Here is an 18,340-nt window from a genome sequence, read left to right on the forward strand (position 1 = left end):
TAAAGGAGTTTCTTGATGTTGCTTCAATTTTTTGCGGGATTACAGCGACGTTTTCGGTTCACCCACCCATCGCGCTCTCTAGTGGCGGGAATTTTGTGTCTAGTGAGTGTGGTCGGTTGCGGTGTTGAAGCGGAAAGTATGGCCGCAATTGATGATACTGGAGATCTCCATCTCACCTATGGAAAAGCGAAAGGAGAAGAGTTTAAACGCATTCGCACCGCTTTGGAAGAAACGGGCTTTTTTGATGATCTCGTTGACCAGTTAAATGAAAAACTCGCCTTTCCCAATGACATTAATATTGTCTTTACCAATTGTGGTGTGGCTAACGCCTTCTATAGCCCTAGCGATCTTGAGATCACGATGTGCTATGAATTGATTGCTTACTATTTACAAATTTTTGAGGAAAATATCGAAACGGAGGAGGATTATCAAGCTGAAGTGATTGATGCTACATCCTTCACCTTTTTTCATGAATTGGGCCATGCGTTTGTGGATCAATATGAATTACCAATTACTGGCAATGAAGAGGATGCAGCGGATAATTTTGCAACGATTATTATGTTGGATGTCTATGGCGATGATCTGGGGGTGATTAGTGGGATGTTCCAATTTGATGCTGAAGCGATGGAAGAAATGGAAAACCCCGAAGATCTCGCCTATTGGGGTGAACATTCCTTAAGCACCCAACGGTATTACAACACCGCTTGTTTAATTTATGGTAGCGATCCTGAAAGCTTTAGCTTCATTGTTGAGGATGAATATTTACCAGAGGAACGGGCCGAACGTTGTGAATCCGAATATGAGCAGAAATCGGCAGCTTGGTGGACTTTGATGGAGCCGTTTTTAAAGGAGGAAATTTAACCTAAAATGATTCGCCTGTTGATTGTAGATGATCAATCCATTATTCGGGAGGGCTTGAAAAGTTTGCTCCAAGCACAACCGGATTTAGCGGTGGTGGGGTTGGCGGAACAGGGTCAGGCGGGGGTGGAGCAGGCGATCGCCCTTCAGCCTGATGTTGTCCTGATGGATATCCGGATGCCGGTCATGGATGGCGTGGCAGCAACCCGCGCCCTTCTCGCACAAGAGCCGGAGATGAAAATCTTGATCCTCACCACCTTTGATGATGATCAACTGGTGAGTCAGGCGATCCGAGCAGGGGCCAAGGGCTATCTGCTCAAGGACACTCCCTCAGAGGAGTTGGCGGAAGCGATCCGGGCGGTACAACGGGGCTATGGTCATTTGGGGCCGGGCCTCTTGGCGAAAATTATTGCTACACCGCCCCCGCCCCCTGCACCGGAGCCGCCGCCGGAGTTGGCCCAACTCACCCCCCGTGAGTTAGAAGTGTTGAACCTATTGGGGGAGGGGTTGAGCAATCGGGAAATTGCCGAGCAGTTGTATATTTCGGAGCGGACGGTGAAAAATCATGTGACGCATATTTTAGGGCGGCTCCAGTTGCGCGATCGCACCCAAGCCGCCCTGTTTGCGGTGCAATTTGCTAAACCCCTACCCCCGAACTGAGCAGCATGGTTAATCGCTGGCTCAGTTGGGCTTTGCCGAAATGGGCGATCGCCTCTTGGCGCAACCAAGCCCCCTGACAGCGTTGATCTTCCCCCTGGAGCATGGCAATACAACCTTGGGCGATCGCCTCCACATTGCGATGCTCCACCTGCCACCCTAGGCGGCCATCCTGTAAGGGATCAGCGGAGCCATCCCCCAACCCTGATAAAACAGGGATACCGCTGGCCATGGCTTCGAGGTACACAATGCCAAACCCCTCCTGAGAGGGCATTGCATAGGCATCGGCAACGCGGTAATGGGCAGGTAATTCTGCCGTGGGGACATAGCCCGCAAAAATAACGCGATCGCTCACCCCCAAATCCGCCGCCAACTGAGCCAACCGAGGCTGATCCCCCCCCCGACCAATGACTAAATATTTCACCTCAGGAATAGCCGCAGCAATCAGGGGTAGGGCTTGAATCATCACATCCACCCCTTTATAAATGTCTTCAGGCCAAAGGCGAGCCACGGTCCATAATACCTTAGATCCAGCTAACTGATAGCGGTCTAACAATGCCGCCGGTTTAGGCCCTGGAGTAAACTCCGCTTCATCCACCACACAGGGCAGGAATTGCACCCGTTCCGGGGGAATTTGGTAAGCCCCACAGAGGCGATCGCGGCTATGGCGACTAATGGCCCACACCTGATCCGCCCCCCGCAGGCCGCGAATTTCCCAAGGGGAGAGATATTCCCAATTTCCCCACACCTCTTTCCCGTAGGTCATTAAGGTATAGGGAATTTTCAGCAATTTGCAGTAGAGATACACCAAGGGGGCCAGCTTCACATGGCCACAGATCACCCTTTCCGGTCGTTCAAAGAGTAGGGATTGGAGTAAATGTTGGGCTAAACGGGCGCGTTCCATTGTTCGCGATTCATGGCCCAAATAGGTAAACGTCAGTTGTGGTGAATCGAGGGGATTATCAGCCGGATGCTGATCATGGAGCAACGCCACCGTCCCCCGGCAACCCCGTTCCTTCGCCCAATCCCCATAGGCGGCCAACACATCCATCACATAGGATTGAATCCCACCTTCGCGGCTGAATAATTCTAAAAAAGCAAAGTAATGGCTCATAGTGGGGGGCGATTTTCAATAGTCGTTGGCGTATAATTTTCGCGAATTGTTGGCGTAGGGGCGAAAAATTTTTCGCCCTAACCTTCAGGTTTAAGGTTAAGCCTCAGGTTCAATCCCCAAGGCTCGCAGTTGTGCCGTCAGCAGTAGCAACCATGGCATCATTAGAGAACATCTGCTCACCATTCTAGCCTGTTATCTCCGGCCTGTCCCCACGCTTTCATCTGTGATGGGGCAAGCTTGCTAAAATATCCCAGGATTACAAAAAAGAGCTACAATAAAATTATTGTTTTTTTGTATCAATACAAAAGTATTGCTATGGGAAGATTTTGGGCAGGAATAGTTTATCGAATTTACCTTTGGGTTTGTTGTATGAGACTTTCTTCTCTCAATGAGTTGTTAAACTCTTCCTCGCTTTTAGTTTTGTACCGTTAAAAAGAAAAGAGGTAAAAGCTTTTATGCGTAATAAAGTTGTTGCTATCCTTCTCACATTTTTTCTGGGTTGGTTCGGAGTTCATCAGTTTTATCTGGGCCAGAATGTTCGTGCTTTTTTTTATCTTATCTTTTGCTGGACTTGGATTCCTGCTCTCCTTTCCATTTTTGACTTCGTTGGACTTTTGTTGATGTCGGAGGAAGATTTTGAGCGACGTTTCAACGATGGAAAACGTGGCAAAGCCGGACAAGCCGCACTGCCTAGCCGTAAACTTCAACAACGTCTCCTCAAAGTTTGCAAGGAATACCGAGGTGCAACTCTTAGCGATTGTGTCATTGAAACTGGAGCCGACTTGGAAGAAGTGAAGATGATCCTGGATCGCTTTGCTCGGCAAGGTCTTGTGAGCGTCGAAAACCGAATACACGACGGTGCTGTAATCTATAAAACCATATAAAAATTTGTTGCCAAGACATAAAGTGTCAAGAAATAGGCTATTAAATACCCCTCTTATATCTAGATTGAGAGAAGAGGGGTATTTACATTTCTGCCTAAATTCAAAACAACTCTAAATGGTTCAGCGTAATGATTGCACAACTAGTTGTCACTTGACAACCAATGATTTTAGGTTTACATTTAAAAGTAAAGGCTGACATGGGTAGACGATCTCATCCAAAACAAGAGGTTGAGGCTGCGCTAAAGTATGCTGAACAAAATGGCTGGCGCGTTGATGTGGGTGGATCACACGCTTGGGGTAAAATCTACTGCCCCTATAACGATCAGGAATGCAGATGTGGCAACTTTTGTATATCCAGTGTTTGGAGTACTCCAAAAAATGCCGGAAATCACGCGAGGCAGATTCGTCAAGTAGTCGATAACTGTATAAGATATAACCGCGAAGAGGAAAAATAAGCAATGAAAGAGTATGATTTTACATTGAAATTTAGTATTGGGAATTTCCCAATTGACCCTGATAGCTATGTTGAGGCTTTATACACAGGTGGTTGTGATGATGCTTTGATTGGAGTTGGTAAAAAAGGATATCTTTCACTCAATTTTATTCGAGAAGCATCATCAGCCTATGACGCTATTTCTACTGCTATTGCTGATGTTAAAAATGTAATTCCATCTGCAAACTTGATTGAAGCAGCACCAGATTTTGTCGGATTGACAGATGTAGCCAAAATTATTGGCTGCACTCGACAAAATATCAGAAAGCTCATTGTTGAAAGTGAGCCAAGATCCTTACTTCCTATTTATGAAGGTACACCCTCAATTTGGCATTTAGCGGAAATCCTAGCTTGGTTGCGAGAATTCAAGACATATTCCATTGATGATTCATTAATGGAGATTGCCAAAGCTAATATGGACATTAATATTGCGAAAAGCTGGCAGAAAGTAGCGCCAACTGCTCAAGAAAAAATTCAGCGTCTTGCTTTGTAAGATGGAATCCAGTTGTATCCCTGATTGGCGTGGGGGCGAAAAATTTTTCGCCCCTACTGGGGATTTTGCTGATCTTTTGAGACGGGTTATTTTAGCCCCCTTAAAGATAAACCCCTCGCCCAAGGAGGGGAGGGGCTTTGGGTTTTTGATTTTATACCTTTGCGATAGTCAGCGGACTGAAGTCCTGAGGATGAACGCTTAGGAAGCTAAGGCGACTTCAACCATTTGTTGGAGTTCGCCACTTTGGTAAAGCTCGATCAGGATATCGGAACCGCCTAAAAATTCCCCGTTGAGATAAACTTGGGGGATGGTGGGCCAGTTGGAATATTCCTTGATGCCTTGGCGGACTTCGGGATCAGAGAGGACATCGAAGGTGGTGAAGGGTACACCGCAAATGTTGAGAATTTGCACAACATTGTTAGAAAAACCGCATTGGGGCATTAACTTGGAACCCTTCATAAACACAACGATTTTATCTTGTTGTACGAGGTCGTCAATGCGTTTTTGGACTTCTGGAGTCATGGTGATTTAGGGGGTAGTAGAACAGGAAAAAGGAAAGATGTTGGTTTGAAAAGTTAGGCGTTGGCGATCGCCCAACTATCCGGGGTATAGGTTTTCAAGGCCAGGGCGTGGATGGCTTCAGTGGCTAGGGCTTCTTGTAAAGCACCGTAGACCATCTGATGCTGCTTAACGCGGGTCTTCCCTTCAAATGCGGTGGAAATAACCGTCGCTTGAAGATGATCCCCGCCGCCGGTCAAGTCCTCAACGGTGACTTGGGCATCGGGCAATTGGGCCTTAATCATGGATTCAACTTGGTCTAGGCTCACCATAGGTCAGTTTACAAAGGGGTCTTCAAACATAAACTTGATTTTAACGCTCTGTTCCCCATTCAGGGGATGGTTGTCAGTAGGATTGGCTTAATCCGCAAAACCCAGTTCCACCAATTGCTGGAAGGCTCGCTCGCCAAGGCCGTTGGTGGGATTTTGCGATCGCACGATCTGGATCAACAAGGGAACCGAGAGTTCCGGCTGATTTTGGGCGCGGTGAACGAGGGCCAATTGATAGGTGGTTTGATCCCGCAGTTGAGCACTGTCAAGGGCTTTTTGTCGCTGATCTTGGGCAACTTCGCGATCAATGCCAGAAAAGGTTTCGGAAAGTTGCTGATGGAAATTAGAGAGTTGATTAAACACTTGCCGGGCTTGCTGAAACTTGTTCTGGGCTTGGTTGTAGTCCCCGGCATTGACCGCCGCTTCTGCTTCACGGATCAAGTTTTGGCCGCCTTCAAAGCTGAGTAATGTGGGGGTTGCTTCCGGGATAATTTGGGCAAAATCGCCAGTGGGTTGCACAAAACCAAACCGCACCAATTGTTCATGGGCTTGGCGACCGAGGGGGGTGGTGGGATTTTGCGATCGCACAATTTGGATCAGCAACGGAATGGATAAATCCGTCCGGCCTTGGGCATGGTGGGCTAAAGCCAGTTCATAGGTGGATTGATCCCGCAGTTGGGCGGTTTCGAGGGCCTGTTGCCGTTGCTGGGCAGCGCGGCGGCTGTTAATGCCCGCAAAACTGCCGGAGAGTTGTTGATAAAAATTGGAAAGTTGGTTAAAGACTTGGCGGGTAGCTTGGAGCTTTTCCACCGCTAGGTCATAGTTGCCTTGGGCGCTGGCGTTGCGCCCCGCTTCCAGTAATGCCATGCCGCCGGGCATACTTAAAACACTGCTGCTTTGTTGCAAAATCCGGGGATCTTCGACAGCAAAGGGATCTGGCTCAGGGTTCGATAATTCTTGGGCTTGAACCCCCCCAGGAAGTCCTAGGGTTAAAACCGTCAAACTGGCCAACATCAGGGGGTGGATAATCTGCTTGAATCTCATTGAAGCCCTCAGACCCATTCCTAAAAACAGTAAAATTGATTGCAATCGTTTCCTACGATACCCTGTTTCAGACATAATTCTTAAAAAAAAGTTCTGTACTGGTGATGATCGCTCCGCCATGGTCACGAATCCCGGAGAAGCAACCCGTTGAGGCGATCGCCGATTTTTTCCACTCCCCGTGATGGGTTGGCCCAGATCCCATCTGCCACAACCTTGGGGGATTGGGTATTCTGGAAAGGATCCGTGCTTGCTCGCCCCCGTTATGGCCTACACCGTTAGCGAAATTCAAAGCTTTCTGACTGCTCAAACCCCCTTAGGGATGTTGCCACCAGGGGCGATCGCCGCTGTTTTAGGGCGGATGCGGCCCTTTCGCTATCGCATGGGTCAAACCCTGTTGGTACGAGACAAGATCCCCCATCAGGTGGTGATTTTGTATGAGGGACAGGTGCGGCTGATTGGCTATGATCCCACAACGAAAATGCCCCTAACGCTGCAACTGCTCCAACCGGGGGACATGATCGGCTGGGTGAGTTTGCTGCGGGGCATTCCTTGCGAAACGGCGATCGCCTCCACGGAAACCGTCGCCATTACCCTTGGGGCCGAGGAATTTTTCGCCGTCCTCCAGCGTTTCCCCGATGTGGCGGCTCAATTTCATCAAGGGACGGCGATCGCTGAAGTCTTCGACCTCCTCTCCCGTCAAACCCTCCCCAACCTCAAAGACAGTAATGCCCTCAAGGAATGGGTGCAAAATGCTGCCAACCATGCCCAAGTTTGTAGCCTGCCCCCCGGTCGTCACCTCCTCCAAGACGAACCCGCCCGCATCCTCCAATACCCTAATCTCGTTTGGTTTGTCAGCGGTGGCGGCCAAGTCACCCACTTTAAACCCGGCTATCCCATCAGCCTCGACCCCCAACAACGGAGCCTAGAGGTGGTGGGGGAATATCCTGCCCGGCTAATCGGCATTCAAGCCGCCGACCTCCTCCCCGTTGCCATTGCGGACACTTTCGCCGATCCCGATACCGTCCAACTATCACCAGAGCCAGCAGAAATTCCCTACGCCGCCGAATTGGAAACCGTTGACGCGCCCACCCCCCCCAGCGCCGCCCCGAAGCCCAACCGCCAAGATTATCCCCTCGTTAAGGGGCGATCGCAACTCGATGCAGCGGTGGCCTGTTTCCAGATGTTGAGCCAATATTTTCGGATGCCCTTCCGTCGGGATGTGATTGAGCGGGTGTTAGGGGATCAACTGCGGCGACAGGGGAGCTTATCCCTCTATAACTGTGGCTCGGTGGCGGAACTCATGGGATTAACGGCGCAATTGGTGAATATTCCCGCTTCTGCGTTAACGCGATTACAGGGGCCGGCCTTGGTGCAGTGGCAAGACCGGCTGGCGGTACTCTATGAAATTAGTGATCAGGAGTTGGTGATTGGTGCGCCGGAGGTGGGGATTCTACGGCGCAAGCCCAAGGATTTCCTTGAAGCCTGGGATGATGTGGGCCAGGTGGTGCTGTTGCAACCCTCGAAATATACCCCCCAGGAACGCTTTGGTCTCAGTTGGTTTTGGCCGGTGTTATGGAAATATAAGGGCGTGTTAACAGAAGTATTTATCGCTTCCTTCTTTGTGCAACTTTTTGCCCTCGCTAATCCCCTAATTATTCAAGTAATCATCGATAAGGTCATTGTCCAAAATAGTACGGAAACGCTGCAAGTTTTGGGGTTTTTCCTGCTAGGGGTGGCGATTTTTGAATTTATCCTCAGTACGGTACGCACCTATCTGTTTGTGGATACCACAAACCGCATTGATATGAGCTTGGGGTCAGAAATCATTGATCACCTGCTGCGATTACCCCTGAGTTATTTTGACCGTCGCCCGGTGGGGGAACTGTCCAGCCGCATTAATGAGTTGGAAAATATCCGTACATTCTTAACCGGAACCGCCTTAACAGTGGTTTTAGATGCGGTTTTTTCGGTGATTTATATTGCCGTGATGTTCTTTTACAGTTGGCGGCTGTCACTGTTGGGGCTGGCCATTGTGCCAATTTTCATTATCACGACACTGATTTTTTCCCCCTTAATCCGCCATCAACTGCGGATCAAGGCGGAACGCAACGCTGAAACCCAATCTCATCTGGTGGAGGTGGTTTCGGGGATTCAAACGGTGAAGGCGCAAAATATTGAGTTGCGATCGCGCTGGCGGTGGCAAGAACATTACGCCCGCTACGTTTCCGCCGGGTTTAAAACCGTGCAGACTTCAACCCTAGCGAATTCTGCCAGTAATTTCCTCAATAAAATTTCTGGCCTGTTGGTGCTGTGGGGTGGGGCCTATTTGGTGTTACAGGGGGATCTGAGTTTAGGGCAGTTAATTGCCTTTCGGATCATTGCCAGCTATGTCACTAGTCCCCTATTACGGTTGGCGCAACTGTGGCAAAACTTCCAAGAGGTGGGGCTATCTTTGGAGCGGTTGGGGGATATTTTAGATAGTCCTCAGGAAGGGGAAGCGGATCAGGGGAATATCCCGATGCCATCGGTGGTGGGGGCGGTGAAATATGAAAATGTTTCTTTCCGGTTTAAACCCAATGGGCCGCTGCAATTGGTGAATGTTAACCTTGATATTCCGGCGGGGAGTTTTGTCGGGGTGGTGGGGAAAAGTGGGGCGGGCAAAAGTACGCTGACGAAATTGCTCGTGCGTTTATACGATTGGGAAACGGGGCGGATTTTGCTCGATGGTTACGATGTGGCCAAGGTGGAGCTTTATTCCCTGCGGCGACAAATCGGGGTTGTACCCCAAGAGCCATTATTATTTGATGGCACGATTCAGGAAAATATCGCCCTCAATAACCCCGAAGCCTCTAGTGAGGAGATTATCGAGGCGGCAAGGGTGGCGGCGGCCCATGATTTTATTATGGAGTTGTCCAGTGGCTATAACACGCGGGTGGGGGAGCGGGGGGCGAGTTTGTCGGGGGGACAACGGCAACGGATTGCGATCGCCCGCACCGTGTTGCAACGCCCTGCCTTTCTGATTTTGGATGAAGCCACCAGCGCCCTCGATTACCCCACGGAGCAGCAGGTTTGTAGTAATTTAGCCCAAGCCTTTCGCGATCGCACCGTCATTTTCATCACCCACCGTTTAGGAACAGTTCAGGGGGCGGATCAAATTGTGATGATGGACAGCGGCGCGGTGGTAGAAGTGGGAACCCACGCGGAACTGATCGCCCTCGAAGGTCGCTACTTCGCCCTCTACCGCCAACAGGATGCCCGCCAAGCCTGATGGTGAAAATTTTTCGCCCCTATTGTTCAGGAGGCAGAGCCTCCGCAGGTGCATGACTTGGCAGAGCCAAGTCACGAGGGATTCCCATTCCCTATTGCCCGTTCCCTGTTCCCTGTTCCCCATTCCCCGTTCCCCATTCCCCATCTTCCCCACCCCATGCTATAGTAGAAAAGCTTAATTTTTCGGGATGTGGCGCAGCTTGGTAGCGCACTTCGTTCGGGACGAAGGGGCCGCTGGTTCGAATCCAGTCATCCCGATTTGCCAAGAGCGAATCTAGTTGTATAGTTGATCTGCCTGGGGGCGAAAGATTTTTCGCCCCTACATCATTTATCCCCCTGGCCAACGGGTGGAAACGTGCGATCGCCTCACCCACCTCGATGGGGAAACCCTTTTACCCGGTTTAGTCCTCCCCCTGATCTCGTTGTGGGCCTAGGGGCAACCATTCCAGCCAGAAAAGAGAATATGTTAACTTGGCCGAAACGGCCGGAATTTCTCTTTCTCCTTGGCGATCGCCCCTATGTTTAGCCCCACCCTCCTTTGGTTCATTGCGGGAGCCATCCTCTGTTTTATGGAGGTGGTATTTCCCACCGCCTTTGTGGAATTCATCATGGGTTTAGCAGCCATCGGCGTGGGGTTGCTTGCCTTCATCCTGCCCTTTTTACCCTTTCCCGCCCAAGTTCTGCTCTGGCTTGTCTTCACCACGGGGGGGATCATCTTCTCCCGGCGGTCTTTCACCCCCAAGCGGCGATCGCGCTTATTAGAAGATTCCCGCCAAGGTCGCACCCTCACCCCCATTGCGCCCGGTGAACTGGGGCGCGTCGTTTGTGATGGCAACTCCTGGCAAGCGCGGTGTGAAGATGAAACCTTAGCCATGAATGCCAATACGCCGGTTTTTATTGTCCGCCGCGAAGGTAACACGTTAATTGTGCTGCCCCAATCCGTAATTCAGCCCTAACCCCTGAAGATATACACCACAGTTCACTACGAGGTTGATCCATGCCTGAATTTTTTCTACTGATTTTGTTAGCCTTAGGCGGCTCTACCGCCATCGGCTCAGTGAAAATTATCAATGAAAAACATGAAGCCTTGGTGGAAAGCTTGGGGAGCTATAAGAAAAAGCTCACCCCTGGTTTAAACTTAATGGTTCCCTTCATTGACAAGGTGGTCTATCAAGAAACCACCCGCGAAAAAGTCCTCGACATTGCGCCCCAGTCCTGTATTACCAAAGATAACGTCGCCATCAGTGCCGATGCCGTCGTCTATTGGAAAATTGTCGATATGGAGAAGGCCTATTATCGGGTGGAAAATCTCCAAAAGGCGATCACCAATCTGGTCTTAACCCAAATTCGCTCCGAAATGGGCAAGCTCGAACTGGATCAAACCTTTACCGCCCGCAGTGAAATCAATGAAATGCTGTTGCGGGAATTGGATATCGCCACCGATCCCTGGGGCGTGAAGGTGTTGCGCGTTGAGCTTCGCGATATCACCCCCTCGAAAGCCGTGCAGGATTCGATGGAATTACAAATGACCGCTGAACGGCGGAAACGGGCGGCCATTCTTACCTCGGAAGGGGAGCGGGATGCGGCGGTTAACTCTGCCCAAGGGAAAGCTGAGGCTAGCATTTTGAATGCAGAAGCGGACAAAAAATCAGCGGTGTTAAGGGCAGAGGCGGAGGCTCAAAAAGAAGTCCTCAAAGCCCAAGCAACGGCGCGGGCCATGGATATTTTAATGGATAAAATGCGCAGCGATCCCCACGCGAAGGAAGCCCTGCAATTTATCCTCGCCCAAGACTATTTGACCATGGGTAAAGTGGTGGGCAGCAGTGAAAGCAGCAAGATCATGTTTATGGATCCGGCGAATATGTTTTCTACCTTGGAAGGGATGCGCTCGGTGTTAGGGGATCTGCCCCAGGATGTTAAGGGGAATGGGTATTAATCGGGGGCATTGAACAACGATCCTCAAATGCCCTGAATTTGCAGCCCTGATCGGCCCAGGGGCGAAACATTTTTCGCCCCTACCCCTAGCCAAGGGGGATGTTAAATCTAGTCTAAACATCGGTTAGGATGGAGGCGTATTCGCGCTTTTTTGATGGTTGCTATGGTGATTCGCCGTCTTTGCTCTGCCCTGATTCCTGCTAGCCTTTGGTGGGGGATGGCGATCGCCCCCGCTCTGGCCATGCCCGGCCAACCCACCGCCGTTGTGGCCGCTTGGATTTTAGGCAATCAAGCCCTAGAGGGGGTGATGGGGGATGGCCTATCGGTGCGCCGCAGTAATGGCGGCTCCCAAACCTTTGAATTTACCGCTTCGATTTTTCCGCCGGGCCGGCTTTCCCCGATGGCAGCACGGGGCAGTTGTGCAACGCCGATTTATCGCGGCTTGATCCGCTCTGAAACGATCGCCCTACGGGATTTTATCAATGGTGTGCCGCTCGATCGCCTGGAGTTTGGCCTGCGCACGGTGTACGGGTTAGATATTTATCAAGATTATCGTCAGGCCAGTTTACTCTATGCCTACCCGATGCCCGCTGGCATTGATCTGGGGCGCAGGCTGGGGCGACCGGGAACGGAGGGGTATCGGGGGGAAATGCGCCGGGGCGATCGCTATGCCTATTGGTTGGAAATTGCCCACACCGAAACAGGGATGGCCTACAGTGGCCAAATCACCGTCTTTCTCAAAGAAGATTTACCCAAATTGGTGCGGGAAATGGGGGGCGAAATGGATCCGGTCTGTGAGAATCGCTAGCTTTTGCCGAGGATGGAGCGGGGATCAATTTCCTGGCCCTGGGTTTAACGAGGTTCCCTCTCCCGGTACGATGGAATCAGCGATCCAACAGGAAATAAGGGGGGAAAATGGCGATATTGAGGAGTAAACCCGTGTTGATCGGTGGGGTGGGTTTATCCTTTGCCCTGTGGGGGTGGTGGCAGTTGCAGGATGTGGGCTTAGATTTAGAAACCCTTGGGTTATGGGGTTTGATGGCCGTCGGTGGGGGGATGTGGTGGTTGCGGCGCGATCGCCCCTCCCTTACGGCCAGCAATTCCCAACCCTCATCCCTGACGGCGGCTCAACTGACCCAAACCCAAGCCCAAACCGAGGCATTGATCACGCTCCTCGCCGCTGAGTCTCCGAATTTTGATCCCACGCCTTACCAAACACAATTACAAGCAATGGCTCAACCCCCTTCGGGGCCGCTCCAGGTGACGATTACCGGCGGTGCTTGGGTGGGTAAAACAGCGTTATTACAGCAATTAGCCGTTGGGGAAGGTTGGGAGTATCAAGAAGCGGCAACACCTCAGGATCAGACTCATCTCGTCTTAGCCCTCGTTGATGGCGATCTCACCGCTGCGGCATGGGTGCAAATTCAACAATGGCGGCAGGCCCATCATCACATTTTCCTCCTTTTAACCAAACAGGATCAACACCCCGAACCCCAACGGCAACAACTCCTCGATACGCTCCGGCAACGGGTGGCCGGTTGGCTGCCATCGGATCAGGTTTTCGCCATTGCCGCTGCTCCCCGGCTGATCACCGTCCGCCACCATTGCACCGATGGCTCAATCACCGAAACCCAAGAACCCCAAGCCCCTCAATTGGGGGATCTGCCCACCCGGTTAGCGATGTTGGCCAACCACAGGGAATCTTTAATCTGGGGCGTGCAGTGGCGACAACTGATTGCCCTTCAGGGGGAAATTAAAACGCAATTGAATCAGGAAAGGGGCGATCGCGCCCTGCCGATGATCGAACGGTATCAATGGGTGGCAGCGGCGGCGGCCTTTGCCAATCCTGTCGCGGCGTTGGATCTGCTGGCCTCCTTAGCGATTAATGCCCAAATGTTCCTCGATCTGGCCCAACTGTACCGCCAACCCCTGAGCCTCAACCAAGCCCAAACCGCTGCCGCATCCATGGGGGAATTGTTGCTCAAACTGGGGGCGGTGGAAGTTTCCACCCAGGCGATCGCCACCCTCCTCAAAACCACCCCCCTCACCTATGCCGCTGGCGGCCTGCTCCAGGGGATTAGTGCCGCCTACCTCACCCGCATCGTCGGCCTCACGCTAATCACCCATTTCGCCCAACAAGACCCCCTCAATCCCCCCAGGACGTTGAATTGGGAAACAATCAGCCAAGGCCTCCAAACTACTCTGAAGCAGACCCAAGCCGCTGGCTGGTTGGGGGGATTCGTCCAAGAGGTGCGATCGCGCTTAGTCAGTCAGCCCGGATAGATCTTTTGGGAAGAAAAGAGGATAGAGAAGAGAGGAGAGAGGAAAGTTGAATCTTCTCCCTCACTTCTCACTCCTCACTTCTCACTTCTCCCTCACTTCTCACTCCTCACTCCTCACTCCTCACTCCTCACTCCTCACTCCTCACTCCTCACTCCTCACTCCTCACTCCTCACTCCCTACGGTTCCACCTGATGGCGTTGATAATCCTGCACAGCATTGATCAGCGATCGCACCTCCGCCGTCCCCTCCGAAGGCTCAAACGTAAAGGGAAATTTCCCCTTCGCCAACATCCGAAATCCCAAGGGTAAAATACTCACCAAACCCCGCACATCCTGAAAATAATTCCCCACCACCTGCAAGCCAAATTTCCGTTCATCCACCCAGCCCCCCGACTTCACTAAATCCACCAACACCTTACGATGACGCACCGGGCGGCTACTGTCTTGATCATGGCGGTCTAACACCGCGTGTTTAATTTTACTAATTTGATCTAGAGGAGCCACCTCCATCGGACAAACCGTATTGCACTGATAACAGCGGGTACAGCCCCAAACCCCATCTAAGCTGTTATATTGTTCAATCCGTTCCTCTGTGCGGGTGTCGCGATTATCCGTAATGAGGCGGTTGGCTTTGGCCAAAGCATGGGGGCCGAGGAAATCCGGGTTAAAGGCCTTACTATTACAGTCGGAATAACAGGCCCCACAGAGAATACAATTGCCCATCTGATCGAGGCGCGATCGCTCCTCTGGGGTTTGTAAAAATTCCCGTTCCGGCACCGCTCGCCCTTGGGTACTCACATAGGGATCCACCGCTTCGAGATCATCCCAAAACTGCGCCATATCTACGACTAAATCCCGCACCACCGGCAAATTTCCTAAGGGCGCAATGGTGATCACCGGGGGGCGATCGCTCCCCACCGGATGAAAGCGAGTCACCTCCTGAGCAATATTTTCTTTGCAGGCCAGGGTGGCACGGCCATTAATCCGCATCGCACAACTCCCGCAAATTGTATTGCGGCAATTTTTCCGAAAAGTGAGGGAGCCATCCACCTCCCACTTGATCCGATTTAAACAGTCGAGAATCGTCTCCCCTGGTTCGACAGTCAGTCGATATTCTTGGGAGTAAGGGTTGCCTTGGGGCTGTTGGCGGAGAACTTGAAAAGTAACATCCATAGGGGTTAGAGGGGTGAGGACTGGCGGCGGCTCAGATCAAAAATAGCAACCTGATCGTATCCCTGAACCGAGGTGAAGGGCAAAACCCACACTAAAAATTTTGGTTTTTGGGTTGCTGATCGCGCATTTTAAGGATCGCGACAATATCTGGATTTTATCCCAATCGGGCAATGGAGATCCGCAATTTCTCCAGTTCAGGGAAAGTTTCAACCACCCTTGAAATTCTCTGGCCGGTGATCCCCAAGGCATTTTTCACCCCGTCATAAAGATCAGCAATTTTCTTGATCTCTAGGGCCTCAGGGTATTACAGCAAAAATTGACAAACCCTAGATTCGCAGTTCCCACGACTGATTTTTGATCTCATCCCTCAGTTCTCGATCGCCCTCTAAAGATTTTTTCAAAAAAATTTTCAAAAAATGTCACAACCCTGAAGTTTAGCGATATAGTTCTTAGTATGACCAAATTTATGCAGTCATCCCTACGGAAATCTCAACCCTATAAGGAGGTCTATTAAAAAGATGTCTGATACTAAGCTGACTGGCAAAGCGCTCCTTCAAAAAGTAAAGGAGTTAGCTGAACTGCCTCGCCGTGAGACAGCAAAGCAATGCGGCTACTACACCCGTAGCAAAAGTGGTGGCGCACGGGTGAACTTGACTGAATTTTACGATGCAGTTTTGGCGGCAAAAGGCGTTGCTTTAGACCCAGATGGTGCCAAAGATGGCCGGGGTCGTGAACCGACCTATCGCGTCAGTGTCCATAAAAATGGTCAAATTGTCATCGGCTCTACCTATACCAACGCCATGGGTTTACACCCCGGTGATGAATTTGAAATCAAGCTCGGTTATAAGCATATCAAGCTGAACAAGCTCGATGAAAATGGCTTGGCTTCTGGTAACGACGATAACTAACAATCCTCGAGGGGGGGATTTTTTCCCCCATCAATCCACGGGTGGATACTGCATTACAGATCCTTAATTTAGGGATCTTGTCTAGGGCGTATTTCAGTCGATACAACAGGATTAATGTTGATATGGGGTGATTTTTACCAATAGAAATCACCTCGCTTTTTCATGTCAATTGATATTGCTCAGGGCATCCCCTGAGCAATATTCTCTTTCCGATTGCTGGGTGCATCCCGGCTTGGACAATCTACCCCACCCTGCGGGCAGCCGCTTCGCGTCTACATCCCCCCTGCCCCTTCTTCTCCCACAAGGGGCGAAGGGGAACCAGATTCAAAGTCCCTCTCTCTCCCTGGGGATTGAGGGTGAGGGGGGAAAAGTGGGATGTTCCCCGATTGCCTCCTGATGGGGCGGCGATCGCCCCTAGCGGCTCTGCACTGAGAACCTTTTATGGAGTAGGAATGTCGGCTCTATGGCCACAAAAAAGCCCTGATCCCCATTGGATCAGGACTAGCAATTTAACCGTTGAATCCTGTGGGGGGGGATGGATGCGCTGACGCGAATCGGTGCGCTCACGCTCTGGGTCTCCCCCCACAAGCTTTGTTAGCCGCCAGCGACTGCCGGGACAATACTCACCTCATCGCCATCGCTGAGGGGGGTTTCAGGCCCATCCAGAAACCGAATATCTTCGCTATTGACGTAGAGGTTCAAAAAGCGGCGGGGTTTACCGGATTCATCACAGATGCGGGCTTTAATACCGGGGCAAGCGGTTTCGAGTTGATCAATCATTTCATTGATCGTTGTACCCGTGGTTTCAATCACCGCTTGATTGTTGGTGAACTTCTGCAAGGGGGTAGGAACAAGGACTTTAATCGCCATAGTGTAGTTTGAGAAAGAACAGGAATGGACGTGATCCCCCCCTGCCCCCCTTAAAAAAGGGGGGGAGAGGGTCGGCTTAAAAAGGGGGGATGGTTGGTAGGGGATCGAGGGGCAATTAGACTAAAACTTGCTGCCAATCGAGGCGATCCAAGGTTTGGGCCCGCTCCCATGCCCGCTCGAAGCTGTCTAATTTGGCTTCGATGGTGAGGGGTTCGGAGATGTAGCCTTGGATGGCTTCTTGGGTTTTCAGTCCGTTGCCGGTGATGTAAACCACGGTGGTTTCATCGGGGCTGATTTTGCCCGCTTCGACGAGTTTTTTGAGGACGGCGATGGTCGTACCGCCAGCGGTTTCGGTGAAGATGCCTTCGGTTTCGGCTAAGAGCTTGATCCCTTCGATGATTTCGGCATCGGTGGCGGATTCAATGTGGCCGTTGGTTTCGTTGGCTTGCTCGACGGCGTAGACCCCATCAGCAGGGTTGCCGATCGCAATGGATTTGGCAACGGTGTTGGGTTTGACGGGATCAATGAAATCGCGACCGGATTTAAAGGCTTGGGCCACGGGGGAGCAACCTTCCGCTTGTGCGCCGCTATAGCGCACCGGCTTGTCTTCCACTAAGCCGCATTTGACAAACTCTTCAAAGCCTTTGCGGATCTTGGTGTAGAGGGAGCCGGAGGCGATGGGGGCGACGATATGGTCGGGGAGTTGCCAGCCCAGTTGTTCCGCCACTTCAAACCCTAAGGTTTTAGAGCCTTCGGAATAGTAGGGGCGGAGGTTAATGTTGACAAAGCCCCAGCCGTAGGTGTTGGCCACTTCGGAACAGAGCCGGTTTACTTGGTCATAATTGCCTTTCACCGCCATCACCGTGGGGTTATAGATCAGCGTCCCCAACACCTTCCCGGCTTCTAAATCAGCGGGAATGAAAACGCAACATTCTAAACCGGCATGGGCAGCGATCGCCGCTGTCGAGTTGGCTAAATTGCCGGTGCTGGCACAGGAGACGGTGGAGAAACCCAGTTCCCGCGCTCGGGTCAGGGCAACGGAGACCACCCGGTCTTTAAAACTGAGGGTGGGCATATTCACCGCGTCGTTTTTGATGTAGAGGTTTTTCAAACCTAAGCGCCGCGCCAACCGGGTGGACTTCACCAAGGGGGTCATCCCCGTACCCACATCGATCACGTTATCCGTAGCCACGGGGAGAAACGCCCGATACCGCCAAATGGAATGGGGGCCGGCGGCGATGGTTTCACGGGTGACGGTATCGCGGATCTTGTCGTAGTCGTAGACCACTTCCAAGGGGGCGAAGGTGTTTTCGCAAATATTAATGGGGAGCAGGTCGTAGGTGTAGTCCCCTTCTTTGGATTTGAGGTGGGTGAAGGTGGCGGATTCACTGCGTTTGGCGATCGCTTGTGTCATGTAAAACTTACTCTCAATTCAACGGTTGCCTGATAGTAACACGGGCAAAAATGCCGGTCAAACATACCCGATAAAATTTGTCGGGTATAGAAATTGAGGCAATATTTGCCCAGGCTCTCCC

Annotated in this window: 18 protein-coding genes and 1 tRNA gene; 12 read left to right on the forward strand and 7 right to left on the reverse strand. The window is 51.4% G+C overall.

Annotated elements, in window-relative coordinates; all coding sequences use genetic code 11:
• The first annotated feature begins 15 nt into the window (after window positions 1–15).
• Both VB712_RS11665 and VB712_RS11670 read left to right on the forward strand, forming a co-directional pair.
• Complete coding sequence (locus VB712_RS11665) at window positions 16–861, forward strand: DUF4344 domain-containing metallopeptidase (protein ID WP_323254841.1); 846 nt, start codon at window positions 16–18, stop codon at window positions 859–861.
• 6 nt (window positions 862–867) lie between these two features.
• Entirely contained in the window at window positions 868–1,518 is a 651-nt protein-coding gene (locus VB712_RS11670) for a response regulator transcription factor (RefSeq protein WP_323254843.1), read from the forward strand.
• On the opposite strand, the gene VB712_RS11675 is transcribed toward VB712_RS11670, so the two are convergent.
• Window positions 1,496–2,629 (reverse strand): glycosyltransferase family 4 protein, encoded by a 1,134-nt coding sequence (locus tag VB712_RS11675; RefSeq protein WP_323254845.1) that lies wholly within the window; start codon window positions 2,627–2,629, stop codon window positions 1,496–1,498. The genes VB712_RS11670 and VB712_RS11675 overlap by 23 nt on opposite strands.
• Window positions 2,630–3,084: 455 nt before the next feature.
• Between VB712_RS11675 and VB712_RS11680 the strand changes: the two genes are divergently transcribed.
• From VB712_RS11680 to VB712_RS11685, 3 genes are all read left to right on the forward strand, one after another.
• Window positions 3,085–3,513: a TM2 domain-containing protein gene (locus VB712_RS11680; RefSeq protein WP_323254848.1), complete on the forward strand. Its 429-nt coding sequence runs from the start codon at window positions 3,085–3,087 to the stop codon at window positions 3,511–3,513.
• A 197-nt stretch (window positions 3,514–3,710) separates the two neighbouring features.
• Window positions 3,711–3,968, forward strand: coding sequence for a hypothetical protein (locus tag VB712_RS20495; protein WP_416236330.1), 258 nt, complete (start codon window positions 3,711–3,713; stop codon window positions 3,966–3,968).
• A 3-nt stretch (window positions 3,969–3,971) separates the two neighbouring features.
• Window positions 3,972–4,499: a DNA-binding protein gene (locus VB712_RS11685; RefSeq protein ID WP_323254850.1), complete on the forward strand. Its 528-nt coding sequence runs from the start codon at window positions 3,972–3,974 to the stop codon at window positions 4,497–4,499.
• A 198-nt stretch (window positions 4,500–4,697) separates the two neighbouring features.
• Here the strand turns inward: VB712_RS11685 and grxD are convergent, their stop codons facing one another.
• The 3 genes from grxD to VB712_RS20500 form a co-directional block, all read right to left on the reverse strand.
• Window positions 4,698–5,021 (reverse strand): Grx4 family monothiol glutaredoxin, encoded by a 324-nt coding sequence (grxD, locus tag VB712_RS11690; protein WP_323254852.1) that lies wholly within the window; start codon window positions 5,019–5,021, stop codon window positions 4,698–4,700.
• 53 nt (window positions 5,022–5,074) lie between these two features.
• Window positions 5,075–5,329, reverse strand: a complete 255-nt coding sequence (locus VB712_RS11695) for a BolA family transcriptional regulator (protein ID WP_323254854.1) — start codon at window positions 5,327–5,329, stop codon at window positions 5,075–5,077.
• An 87-nt stretch (window positions 5,330–5,416) separates the two neighbouring features.
• The gene (locus tag VB712_RS20500) at window positions 5,417–5,977 is read right to left on the reverse strand and encodes a hypothetical protein (RefSeq protein WP_416236331.1); all 561 of its coding nucleotides are present in this window, start codon (window positions 5,975–5,977) and stop codon (window positions 5,417–5,419) included.
• Between the two features lie 655 nt (window positions 5,978–6,632).
• Between VB712_RS20500 and VB712_RS11705 the strand changes: the two genes are divergently transcribed.
• The 6 genes from VB712_RS11705 (at window position 6,633) to VB712_RS11730 (ending at window position 13,855) form a co-directional block, all read left to right on the forward strand.
• Window positions 6,633–9,638, forward strand: coding sequence for a peptidase domain-containing ABC transporter (locus tag VB712_RS11705; RefSeq protein ID WP_323254858.1), 3,006 nt, complete (start codon window positions 6,633–6,635; stop codon window positions 9,636–9,638).
• A 183-nt stretch (window positions 9,639–9,821) separates the two neighbouring features.
• Window positions 9,822–9,895, forward strand: a tRNA-Pro gene (locus VB712_RS11710).
• A gap of 260 nt (window positions 9,896–10,155) precedes the next feature.
• Window positions 10,156–10,593 (forward strand): NfeD family protein, encoded by a 438-nt coding sequence (locus VB712_RS11715; RefSeq protein WP_323254860.1) that lies wholly within the window; start codon window positions 10,156–10,158, stop codon window positions 10,591–10,593.
• 41 nt (window positions 10,594–10,634) lie between these two features.
• Window positions 10,635–11,573, forward strand: a complete 939-nt coding sequence (locus tag VB712_RS11720) for an SPFH domain-containing protein (RefSeq protein ID WP_323254862.1) — start codon at window positions 10,635–10,637, stop codon at window positions 11,571–11,573.
• Window positions 11,574–11,735: 162 nt separating this feature from the next.
• Window positions 11,736–12,380, forward strand: a complete 645-nt coding sequence (locus VB712_RS11725) for a hypothetical protein (protein WP_323254864.1) — start codon at window positions 11,736–11,738, stop codon at window positions 12,378–12,380.
• A 131-nt stretch (window positions 12,381–12,511) separates the two neighbouring features.
• Complete coding sequence (locus VB712_RS11730; protein ID WP_323254866.1) at window positions 12,512–13,855, forward strand: DUF697 domain-containing protein; 1,344 nt, start codon at window positions 12,512–12,514, stop codon at window positions 13,853–13,855.
• Window positions 13,856–14,031: 176 nt separating this feature from the next.
• On the opposite strand, the gene VB712_RS11735 is transcribed toward VB712_RS11730, so the two are convergent.
• Window positions 14,032–15,027: a succinate dehydrogenase/fumarate reductase iron-sulfur subunit gene (locus tag VB712_RS11735; protein ID WP_323254868.1), complete on the reverse strand. Its 996-nt coding sequence runs from the start codon at window positions 15,025–15,027 to the stop codon at window positions 14,032–14,034.
• A 518-nt stretch (window positions 15,028–15,545) separates the two neighbouring features.
• On the opposite strand from VB712_RS11735, the gene VB712_RS11740 reads away from it, so the two are divergent.
• Complete coding sequence (locus tag VB712_RS11740; protein WP_323254870.1) at window positions 15,546–15,935, forward strand: AbrB family transcriptional regulator; 390 nt, start codon at window positions 15,546–15,548, stop codon at window positions 15,933–15,935.
• 594 nt (window positions 15,936–16,529) lie between these two features.
• On the opposite strand, the gene VB712_RS11745 is transcribed toward VB712_RS11740, so the two are convergent.
• A complete protein-coding gene (locus tag VB712_RS11745) occupies window positions 16,530–16,805 on the reverse strand; it encodes a MoaD/ThiS family protein (protein ID WP_323254872.1) in 276 nt (91 codons plus the stop codon).
• 115 nt (window positions 16,806–16,920) lie between these two features.
• Complete coding sequence (gene thrC, locus VB712_RS11750; RefSeq protein ID WP_323254874.1) at window positions 16,921–18,219, reverse strand: threonine synthase; 1,299 nt, start codon at window positions 18,217–18,219, stop codon at window positions 16,921–16,923.
• Between the last annotated feature and the right edge of the window lie 121 nt (window positions 18,220–18,340).

The organism is Spirulina sp. CCNP1310 (genome assembly GCF_034932185.1).
In the GTDB taxonomy this organism is placed as follows: domain Bacteria; phylum Cyanobacteriota; class Cyanobacteriia; order Cyanobacteriales; family Spirulinaceae; genus Spirulina.

Bases quoted from the DNA above. Each gene is read 5' to 3' on its own strand.
- grxD (WP_323254852.1), bottom strand. From the start codon at position 5,021: ATGACTCCAGAAGTCCAAAAACGCATTGACGACCTCGTACAACAAGAT.
- VB712_RS11705 (WP_323254858.1), top strand. From the start codon at position 6,633: ATGGCCTACACCGTTAGCGAAATTCAAAGCTTTCTGACTGCTCAAACC.
- VB712_RS11670 (WP_323254843.1), top strand. From the start codon at position 868: ATGATTCGCCTGTTGATTGTAGATGATCAATCCATTATTCGGGAGGGC.
- VB712_RS11675 (WP_323254845.1), bottom strand. From the start codon at position 2,629: ATGAGCCATTACTTTGCTTTTTTAGAATTATTCAGCCGCGAAGGTGGG.
- VB712_RS11720 (WP_323254862.1), top strand. From the start codon at position 10,635: ATGCCTGAATTTTTTCTACTGATTTTGTTAGCCTTAGGCGGCTCTACC.
- VB712_RS11685 (WP_323254850.1), top strand. From the start codon at position 3,972: ATGAAAGAGTATGATTTTACATTGAAATTTAGTATTGGGAATTTCCCA.
- VB712_RS11735 (WP_323254868.1), bottom strand. From the start codon at position 15,027: ATGGATGTTACTTTTCAAGTTCTCCGCCAACAGCCCCAAGGCAACCCT.
- VB712_RS11665 (WP_323254841.1), top strand. From the start codon at position 16: ATGTTGCTTCAATTTTTTGCGGGATTACAGCGACGTTTTCGGTTCACC.
- VB712_RS11745 (WP_323254872.1), bottom strand. From the start codon at position 16,805: ATGGCGATTAAAGTCCTTGTTCCTACCCCCTTGCAGAAGTTCACCAAC.
- VB712_RS11680 (WP_323254848.1), top strand. From the start codon at position 3,085: ATGCGTAATAAAGTTGTTGCTATCCTTCTCACATTTTTTCTGGGTTGG.
- VB712_RS11740 (WP_323254870.1), top strand. From the start codon at position 15,546: ATGTCTGATACTAAGCTGACTGGCAAAGCGCTCCTTCAAAAAGTAAAG.
- VB712_RS11725 (WP_323254864.1), top strand. From the start codon at position 11,736: ATGGTGATTCGCCGTCTTTGCTCTGCCCTGATTCCTGCTAGCCTTTGG.
- VB712_RS11695 (WP_323254854.1), bottom strand. From the start codon at position 5,329: ATGGTGAGCCTAGACCAAGTTGAATCCATGATTAAGGCCCAATTGCCC.
- VB712_RS20495 (WP_416236330.1), top strand. From the start codon at position 3,711: ATGGGTAGACGATCTCATCCAAAACAAGAGGTTGAGGCTGCGCTAAAG.
- thrC (WP_323254874.1), bottom strand. From the start codon at position 18,219: ATGACACAAGCGATCGCCAAACGCAGTGAATCCGCCACCTTCACCCAC.
- VB712_RS11715 (WP_323254860.1), top strand. From the start codon at position 10,156: ATGTTTAGCCCCACCCTCCTTTGGTTCATTGCGGGAGCCATCCTCTGT.